Raw genomic sequence first — 8,360 nt, forward strand, 5'->3', positions numbered from 1 at the left:
TGCTCACGTGTTACTCACCCGTCCGCCACTAAGGTATCTCAGTAAACCAAAATACCTCCGTTCGACTTGCATGTGTTAAGCGTGCCGCCAGCGTTCGTCCTGAGCCAGGATCAAACTCTTTATTAAAATTGTATATATCAGTACCTCAGTACCAAAATATCTTTAATCCTGCTTCATAACGCTTGCGTTATTACTTTTGCGTAATTTTTTAGTCTTTTCTTGACCTTTCTTCTATCCACTGATCTCTCAGCTTCAAAAAGGAATCTCAAGGGTCGTTACTTTTTTTCCTTCGCATTGTTCAATTTTCAAGATGCTGTTCCTTGCTATCCCTTCCGGGACAGCTTTAATATTATATCACAGAAACTTTTCATTGTCAATAGCTTTTTGAAAATTTTCTGAGATTTTTTGTTGCCGCTTTCATGAACTTACTCCACGCTGCACCAGCAGACTCACTGTTTTCCGCTCTCTTGCGGCGACTTAATTATTATACCACGCAGATATACCAAAGTCAACACGGAATAATCAACAAGCTTGCTTATTATTTCAAATCGAATTGTGTCTAATTTTACGACCCGCTGAATTTTACAGTAAGCCGCAGCTCTTCATGGTTCTCTTTGCATGATACAGTCACTGTACCGCCAAACGAGGCTCCGGATGCTTCAATAAGGTTGAGCACTCTGTCTTCATTGCCTATCAGGAGCTGGAATTGTTCATAAATTCCGGCGTTTGAGAACTTTATTTCGATAGTGTCCTTTCCTGCTGCGAGCTCACGCTTGACTATATTTTCAGCCTCCGTCAGACTTGACGCATACAGACCGTTCTTCTTAAAGTAGTTCCAGTCGTCCTTATAGCATACATGAGGCGTAAACAGCTCCTTATCCGGATTGTGTGACTGGTAAAAATCATTGTCGGGACGCAGGATGTACTCTTTCCTTATTTCGCCGTATACATCGGTATCAGCCCATGTAACGTCAATATTGTACCAGTCGGCGCCTATACATACCTGATTCCACGCATGGTTCTCGCCGCTTTCCGAAGTTCCTGTTATAAGGACGCTCTGCAGACCAAGTTCCGCAGCAAGCAGGTTGAACGCCTTTGAGTATCCCTCGCAATTAGCCTTGCCATCAACAAGGCAGCCGTATGCCGTAGATGTATATCCGTCGCCGATCTTGTCGGTATATTCGCAGTTGTTGATTATATACCTGCTTATATAGTCTACTATATAATATCCGCCCCGAAGCTCAGCTGCGCCCTCAACGGCGTCCTGCACCGCTTCTTCCAGCTCTTCTTTTTTTCTTTCGTTGTCATTGGCTTCCTTGTAAGCTATCTTTGCGTCGCGCACACGCTTTGCGACATAGTATACAGAATCCAGATAGAAGAATCTGCCCTCCTGTTTTTCGAGTATCCTGTACACCTTCGCATATTCGTCGCCCTTGACCTCAACAGGAAGCGCTATAATATCCTGCTCCTGTTCTATGCCGCGCAGAAGGGCGGTATATACCGCCCGCTCCTTCATATCAAGGGAACTGTACACCGGTCTCACCGAAGATTCCTGATAATCCAGGTATTCCGCGTCGGGCATTTTTTCAAACAAACCGTTGTCCTTGGCATACATGAGCGCCGCTCCCGCGAGTACCCCGCAGGCAGCTATTATCAGTACGACCGCATTTTTTTTACTCAAAATCAATTCTCCGATATCATAACTGTGTTGTTCTTTATCTTGAACGCCGGCAGATTCTCCACAAACTTGCTGAACTTGGAGTAGCCGTAGGTCTTTACGTCAAATTCCGGTATCTTCGCACAGAGCTGCTTTTTCAGCTCACCGAGATTATACCCCTTTGTTCCGTTTGTACGGACTATAGCCGCAAGAGCCGTCTCAATGCGTTCAAGGTCCGTCATGCTTGACTTCTGTGAGACAAGGATACTGCTTCCCACCTGTCTGAAGCTGAGACCGTCGAATTCCTTCAGGAACTGTGAAAACTTTGAATAGCCGTAATTTCTGACATCAAAATCAGGATAGCGGTTGAGAAGCCGGCTTCCAAGCTCTCCGATATTTATCTCATCCTGCAGATTGGCATTTTCGGTAATTATACGGACGATAGCTGTCTCAAGCGTCTTGAGCTCAAGCTTTTCAGTCTCGCCCGTGCCCTGTATCTCTTCATCAGCCAGTATCTCAAGGTATTTGAAGGCGTTGCAGGCTGTGCTGAAAGGTTTCGGAGTTTTCTGCTCGCCCATGCCTATAACGTGCATACCGGATTCACGGAGACGTATGGCAAGCCTCGTGAAATCGCTGTCACTTGAAACTATGCAGAAGCCGTCGATATTATGCGAATAGAGAATATCCATAGCGTCGATTATCATAGCCGAGTCAGTGGCGTTCTTGCCGGTGGTATAGCTGTACTGCTGTACGGGTGTGATAGCGTTGTCAAGAGCCATGCTCTTCCAGCCGGCAAGGTTCGGCCTTGTCCAGTCGCCGTAAACGCGCTTGTAGGTAACTACACCGTAGTTTGAAACTTCATCAAGGATGTATTTCGTATACTTCGCCGCAACATTATCCGCGTCGATAAGAACAGCGTATCGCATTTCCTTTTCCATTCTCTCACTCCTGTAGCGTACTTGCCGTCAAAGCGGCAGATAGTACATTTATTATATCATTTTTATTATTATTTGTATATAGTAATTCCGCACAAAGACCTTTGAGCGCCTTTGTGCGGAATTATGAGAATATAGTTATTATTCGCTGTACGACGAGTAAGGATACTCGTTCTCTCCGTCGGAAAAGCTTTCTTTTCCCCACTTGTAGGACGGGAAGTAATCCTCGCTCTTGCCTGCCGTATCGAAAGATGTGGTCTTTTCGTATGTGTATTTTCCTGTTCTACGGAATATAACGCGCTCGCGTTCACTTTTTGACTCGACATAGTAAAGGGTATGCTGATCGTCGGGAGTATTGAACTCGTTCATATACAGCATCTCAACTGCATTCTTGCTGCTTAAAGCAACATAAGCCACCCCGCCTGCGCAAAGAAGCACAACTAATGTGGTGACAGCCACGATAGCCATTCCTCTTCCGCCCTTTGCTATCTTTTCGCCAAGGAAAAGCAGTGCGCTGATGCACACCACAGGCACAAGAGTGAACAAAGCGATATTTGCGATGATTACCTGTGTCACTCTTCCAAAGGAAATGAAAGTACCGGGACGATTGTACCAGTAGAATAAACGTATAAGGACGCAGCATATAACTGCGATTGCAACAAACACCCATTTGGTTATGCCCACAGCCCTCAGTATCTTCATATTCCTGAATTCCTTTTTGACAGTGGACTTTTTCTCATTATATCTTCGGCTCATAACTATCTCCGATCACTGCTGAAACTTGTTTTTATACCATGAATCTTAAATAAAAAATCCCGAAACTATTGCTTCGGGATTCATGTAATGACGAGAGTATTCCCCCGCCACTATGGAGCGGATTACGAGGCTCGAACTCGCTACCTCCACCTTGGCAAGGTGGCGCTCTACCAGATGAGCTAAATCCGCATTATATATAGAACGCGGAAGCGTTCTATATGGTGCTTCCGGTCGGAATCGAACCAACGACACGGGGATTTTCAGTCCCCTGCTCTACCGACTGAGCTACAGAAGCGCATGGCGACCCCGAACAGATTCGAACTGTCGACCTCCTGCGTGACAGGCAGGCGTTCTAACCAACTGAACTACGAGGCCATGTGGTGGGGACTACAGGGCTCGAACCTGTGACCCTCTGCTTGTAAGGCAGATGCTCTCCCAGCTGAGCTAAACCCCCACTTCGCAGACGCCGTATCCTCGGCGACGAAAATAATTATATCACAGTATCTCAGGTTTGTCAAGCGTTTTTTTGAATTTTTTTCAAGATTTTTTTGCTTTTTCTAAGAAACCGCAGAAATTAGCCGCAAATAAGCACAAAAATTTTTGAAGCGAATTCAAATGCGCCGTCATCGGCGGCGCATTTGATCACAACAAAAAATATTTACCCCATTAATTATCAAACCGTTTTTTCCTGTTTATTTTTCCTGCAAAGCAGGATCATGCAGACGCTTCCGCTTACGATTATCATCGGGAACAGCGCAAGTATCTTCGCCCAGAACTCCGGAACAGCGAACTCAAAGAGCTCCCCTTCAGCATTATATGCAAAGAGCAGGAATACCGCGACAGTATCAATCAGCATATGGCACAGCGCCGCGGGATATACCGAGCCCGTCCGCTTTGTGAGCCATGTCAGAAGCGCCGACCAGAATATGCACATAACTATCATGGCGATAAAGCCGCCGTAGGGGAAAAAGTCATAGTCCCTGCCGAAGTTGTAGCCGTAAGCAAGGAGAGGACCGTGCCACAGCGCCCAGATGATACCTGTGACAACTACAGCCGCAGGTGTTGGCATGAGCTGTTCAAGTTTCGGCGTAAGATATCCTCTCCAGCCAAGCTCCTCGCCGAGACCATGGAACAGCGTTGCAATGCCTGAGACAAGGCCTATCAGCAGTGAAGCGACCCCCATTACAACATCGCTGCCGAAAGCGCTGTCGGAGACACTTCCGTTCTTCACGATGAACAGGTGAAGTATCGCTGCCCCCACGAAAGGAAGCACCAGCGGATAAAGAACAGCCACCGCATAGTACTTTGCGCTGCCTCTTCTACCGAAGCCCAGCATTGCGTCGCGGAATCCCTCTTTCGTCACAAGCCGCGTTATGATCGAAGCTATGGCAGGATAGAACATTAATGTAGCTCCCCAGAATGCGTTGGTCACGCCGCCCTGCTTGTCCGGGAATATCAGCTCTATTGCAAAAGCAGGAGCGAAAGCCAGTACAAGGTATATAAGTATACGAAGGATGGTTTTCTTCTTACTTGGCATAGTTCTCAGCTCCTTTCAGGTACAGCATCACGGATATCCTGTAGGAAATGTAGTACAGCGGCAGCACTGCCAGCGCTCCTATGCCTGTCCACAGCAGCAGTTTTTTCAGCTTGTCAGGATTTCCCACAAAGGCAAACATTCTTTCCCAGAAGGTATCCATGCTTGCAAAAACGGATGTATCGCCGAAAAGCGCATAGATTATGACGCCAAGTATGATAACGCATACCGCCGTTATCTTCACCATGCTTCCCATCTTCGCCCCGAAGCGCACTATCAGCGGATACTCCACGGCTCTCATAAACAGCTGCACATAAAACATCGCCGCAATAAGCACGGAAAGTCCGCTCGTCTGTCCGGTGATCTCCTCGGCAAGTGCCAATTTCAGCGTTTCAAGGGTTACGACAAACATGACAAACAGCATAGTGAACAGGTACTTTGCGCCTATCTGTCCCTTTATCCCCGATGGGGTCGAAGTAACGAAGTAAACCCACTTCTTTCTGTCATCGCCGTTGAAAACTCCGCTCTGTATGCATCCCGCAGAGATAAATGTGAAAATGCAGAACACTCCCAGTATCATTGTCAATGCTTGTCCTATAGTATCATCGTCTTTTGATTCAGATACCGCAAAGATCGGGCATGCGGAAAAGAACAGGTATGTCAGCAGAAAAATAAGCACAAGGCGGATATTGAGTTTGAATTCCTTATAAAGATATCCCGTCATCAGTAACGCCTCCTTCTGTACTCCTTAAGCGACCACACATAGAACAGCGCCACTGCGCCGACCACAAAGAAAGGAGCGACGATAAATCCTATATTCCGTGCCTTTTCAAAATAGGGCGCAAATACCTTCGCCATAGTCTCGTCTGTCGCCTCTCCGTAAAGTCTTGTTGCTTCAGCCATGCAGAACTTCACGAATTTCCAGCCGAAATAAAATACAGCCGCCAGAATCGGCGCACACGCGAGCAGTGTGATAGTCACTGCCTTGTTCTGATTCTTAAAGCGGAGCATAAGAGGTATCTCTGAAAAGCCTACTGTCATAACAGCTCCGAGAATGAGGATATTCTTGATATGTGAAGAACTTACGGGCATTTTCGCCGCAGCAGCTATTATCACCTCTGCTATCAGGGCGAGCACAAGACCTGCAAGCAGCAGTATTCCGCGCACTGTGAACTTTGAAGCGATTATCTTCCTGTCGCTTACAGGAAAAGTATAGGAATAGAGCTGCCAGCGGGACTGATAGTCCTTCTGGATTATATCGTTATGTCCGTAGCCCATACCGGCCAGGGCGATACACGCCGCATAGAAGTATGCCTGTGGATAGAAGGCTTCTATAACCCCCTTCTCGTCTCTGAGGTTGCCTGCATAGGTGCTTATGCAAACAAGGGACATCATGGCAACAAAAACGAAATAAACAAGCAGCGTAAGCACTATGGTTTTGCGGATAAGATAAAATTCACGATAGATAAGACCTTTCATTCATCTCCACTCCCTTTTGCTGCGGTTTACATAGTAAAGCATTATGTCCTCAAGGGACACATTATCTATTACCGCACCAGAGTATTTGCGGCTGCAAGCCGCCTTGTCGGACACCATTACCTCTGCGCCGAAGTCGGAAAGGCGGGCGCTCACGATATCCCCGGGATCTATGTCCTTATAGTCGTCCTTAGTGCATTTGAGTATTCCGTGGCTGTCAAGGATATCGTCCTTGAAGCCGCTTACAAGCACCTTTCCCTTATCGATAAAGGTAACGCAGTCGGCAATTTTGTCAAGGTCAGAGGTGATATGCGAGGACATGAGTATGGAATGCTCCTCGTTTTGGAGATACTCAAGGAATATATCCAGTATCTCGTTACGCACAACGGGATCGAGACCAGTTGTTGCCTCGTCCATTATGAGAAGCTTCGCATTGTGTGAAAGTGCGGAGGCTATCTGCAATTTCATCTTCATGCCCTTGGAGAACTTGCCGAATTTCTTCTTCCTCGGCAGTGCAAAGCGGTCAAGATAGCCGAAAAAGGTATCCGTGCTCCACTCCTCGAATATCTCGCGGAGTATCTTGTCTAAAGCTATGGCATTGAGTCTGTCGTCAAAGGGCAGCTCGTCAAATACCGCAGCTATCTGCTTTTTTGCCTCGTATTCGTCCTTTTCGCTGTCAAGACCGAGGAGACGGATCTCGCCCTCGTCCTTTTTCACGATATTGAGCAGGGCGTTGATAGTAGTGGTCTTTCCTGCGCCGTTCTGACCAATAAATCCCATAATACTGCCCTTCGGCACATTAAAGCTGACTTTGTCGAGAGTAAAGCCATCGTACCTTTTGGTCAGTTCCTTAATTTCAATAGCATTTTCATATTCATTCATTTTTCTTCCCCTCCGTAAATGAGATCAAGCATTTCTTTCAGCTCGTCGAGACTGAGCTCGCACTGTCTTGCCTTGTCGCAGACCTGAGCGAGGAGAGCCTCTGTCTGGCGCAGGTACTCCTCGCGAAGAAGCTCGGTGTTCTGCCCCTTGACAAAGCTGCCCTTGCCTGTATAAGACTCGATGAAGCCGTCGCGTTCCAGATCCTCATAAGCGCGTTTGGTAGTGATAACGCTTATGCGGAGCTGCTGTGCAAGTGTGCGCATTGAAGGCAGAGCGTCCCCTGCTTTCAGCGCGCCGTTCAGGATAAGCGCCTTTATCTGAGAAGATACCTGCTGATAGATAGGCTCACCCGATGAGTTGCTGATAATAATATCCATAGTCCACCTCATAATGTATATATACGTTATACACATTATAGCATTTATACACACGCTTGTCAAGTGTTTTTTTTATTTCCCAAGCATTTTTTCAGAAATTGAGATTTGAGAGTTGAAAGTTGCATTCAAACTAATGTGTGCAAAGCGTCCGCCTGAACTCTCAGCTTTTCAGGCTCAGCGGCAAACCAGTTAATTTTGAATATGTGTATATGATAGACAATTAAAAACAGCCTTTTTTAGTCAAAATCGCCTATTTTAAAGAAATAATATAGACAAGTCCGCAAAAATAATATATAATATAGTGTATATAATTCGGTATCCGTATACCGTAAATGCGGAAACCGCAGTAAACTCTGCGGCTTCGGAGCACTAAAACATGAGAGTTATCACAGGCATTGCAAGAGGCCGCAAGCTTGTCGCGCCCGAAGGTCTCGATGTAAGGCCTACAGCCGATAAAGTCAAGGAAGGCATCTTTTCAGCCGTTCAGTTCGAGCTCGAGGGAGCAAGAGTCCTCGACCTCTTCGCAGGAAGCGGTCAGATGGGCATAGAAGCCCTCAGCAGAGGCGCACAGCACGCTGTTTTTATAGACAGCTCCCTGCGCTCAATAAGATGCGTGAACGAAAACCTGCGCAATACAGGCTTTGAACGACAGTCTGAGGTCATAAACCGTGACAGCTACGATTATATCGAGCTCACCGCTCAGACCTTCGATATCATTATCCTCGACCCCCCCTACCGCCACA

Annotated in this window: 9 protein-coding genes, 4 tRNA genes and 1 rRNA gene; 1 reads left to right on the forward strand and 13 read right to left on the reverse strand. The window is 46.8% G+C overall.

What is annotated here, in order from left to right:
- From QZZ36_RS12730 to QZZ36_RS12790, 13 genes are all read right to left on the reverse strand, one after another.
- Positions 1–126, reverse strand: a 16S ribosomal RNA gene (locus tag QZZ36_RS12730); the annotation flags it as partial.
- 439 nt (positions 127–565) lie between these two features.
- Positions 566–1,681, reverse strand: coding sequence for a transglutaminase domain-containing protein (locus QZZ36_RS12735; protein WP_295082415.1), 1,116 nt, complete (start codon positions 1,679–1,681; stop codon positions 566–568).
- Between the two features lie 2 nt (positions 1,682–1,683).
- Positions 1,684–2,595, reverse strand: a complete 912-nt coding sequence (locus QZZ36_RS12740; RefSeq protein WP_295082418.1) for an NYN domain-containing protein — start codon at positions 2,593–2,595, stop codon at positions 1,684–1,686.
- A 138-nt stretch (positions 2,596–2,733) separates the two neighbouring features.
- Complete coding sequence (locus tag QZZ36_RS12745; RefSeq protein ID WP_295082421.1) at positions 2,734–3,348, reverse strand: hypothetical protein; 615 nt, start codon at positions 3,346–3,348, stop codon at positions 2,734–2,736.
- Positions 3,349–3,461: 113 nt separating this feature from the next.
- Positions 3,462–3,537, reverse strand: a tRNA-Gly gene (locus tag QZZ36_RS12750).
- Between the two features lie 30 nt (positions 3,538–3,567).
- Positions 3,568–3,643: transfer RNA gene (locus QZZ36_RS12755), tRNA-Phe, on the reverse strand.
- Positions 3,644–3,646: 3 nt separating this feature from the next.
- Positions 3,647–3,723 (reverse strand) — tRNA-Asp (locus tag QZZ36_RS12760).
- A gap of 3 nt (positions 3,724–3,726) precedes the next feature.
- Positions 3,727–3,802 (reverse strand) — tRNA-Val (locus QZZ36_RS12765).
- A 219-nt stretch (positions 3,803–4,021) separates the two neighbouring features.
- Entirely contained in the window at positions 4,022–4,885 is an 864-nt protein-coding gene (locus QZZ36_RS12770; RefSeq protein WP_295082424.1) for a type II CAAX endopeptidase family protein, read from the reverse strand.
- A complete protein-coding gene (locus QZZ36_RS12775) occupies positions 4,875–5,606 on the reverse strand; it encodes an ABC-2 transporter permease (RefSeq protein ID WP_295082427.1) in 732 nt (243 codons plus the stop codon). The genes QZZ36_RS12770 and QZZ36_RS12775 overlap by 11 nt, the downstream gene beginning before the upstream one ends.
- Positions 5,606–6,361, reverse strand: coding sequence for an ABC-2 transporter permease (locus tag QZZ36_RS12780; protein ID WP_295082430.1), 756 nt, complete (start codon positions 6,359–6,361; stop codon positions 5,606–5,608). Before QZZ36_RS12780 ends, QZZ36_RS12775 begins: the two co-directional genes overlap by 1 nt.
- Complete coding sequence (locus QZZ36_RS12785; protein WP_295082433.1) at positions 6,362–7,240, reverse strand: ABC transporter ATP-binding protein; 879 nt, start codon at positions 7,238–7,240, stop codon at positions 6,362–6,364. It abuts the gene before it with no gap.
- Complete coding sequence (locus tag QZZ36_RS12790) at positions 7,237–7,617, reverse strand: GntR family transcriptional regulator (RefSeq protein ID WP_295082436.1); 381 nt, start codon at positions 7,615–7,617, stop codon at positions 7,237–7,239. The genes QZZ36_RS12785 and QZZ36_RS12790 overlap by 4 nt, the downstream gene beginning before the upstream one ends.
- A gap of 376 nt (positions 7,618–7,993) precedes the next feature.
- Here QZZ36_RS12790 and rsmD point away from each other — a divergent pair.
- Positions 7,994–8,360, forward strand: a 367-nt coding sequence (gene rsmD, locus QZZ36_RS12795; protein ID WP_295082439.1) for a 16S rRNA (guanine(966)-N(2))-methyltransferase RsmD, incomplete at its 3' end; no start/stop codon positions are given.

Source organism: Ruminococcus sp., assembly GCF_016287535.1.
In the GTDB taxonomy this organism is placed as follows: domain Bacteria; phylum Bacillota; class Clostridia; order Oscillospirales; family Ruminococcaceae; genus Ruminococcus.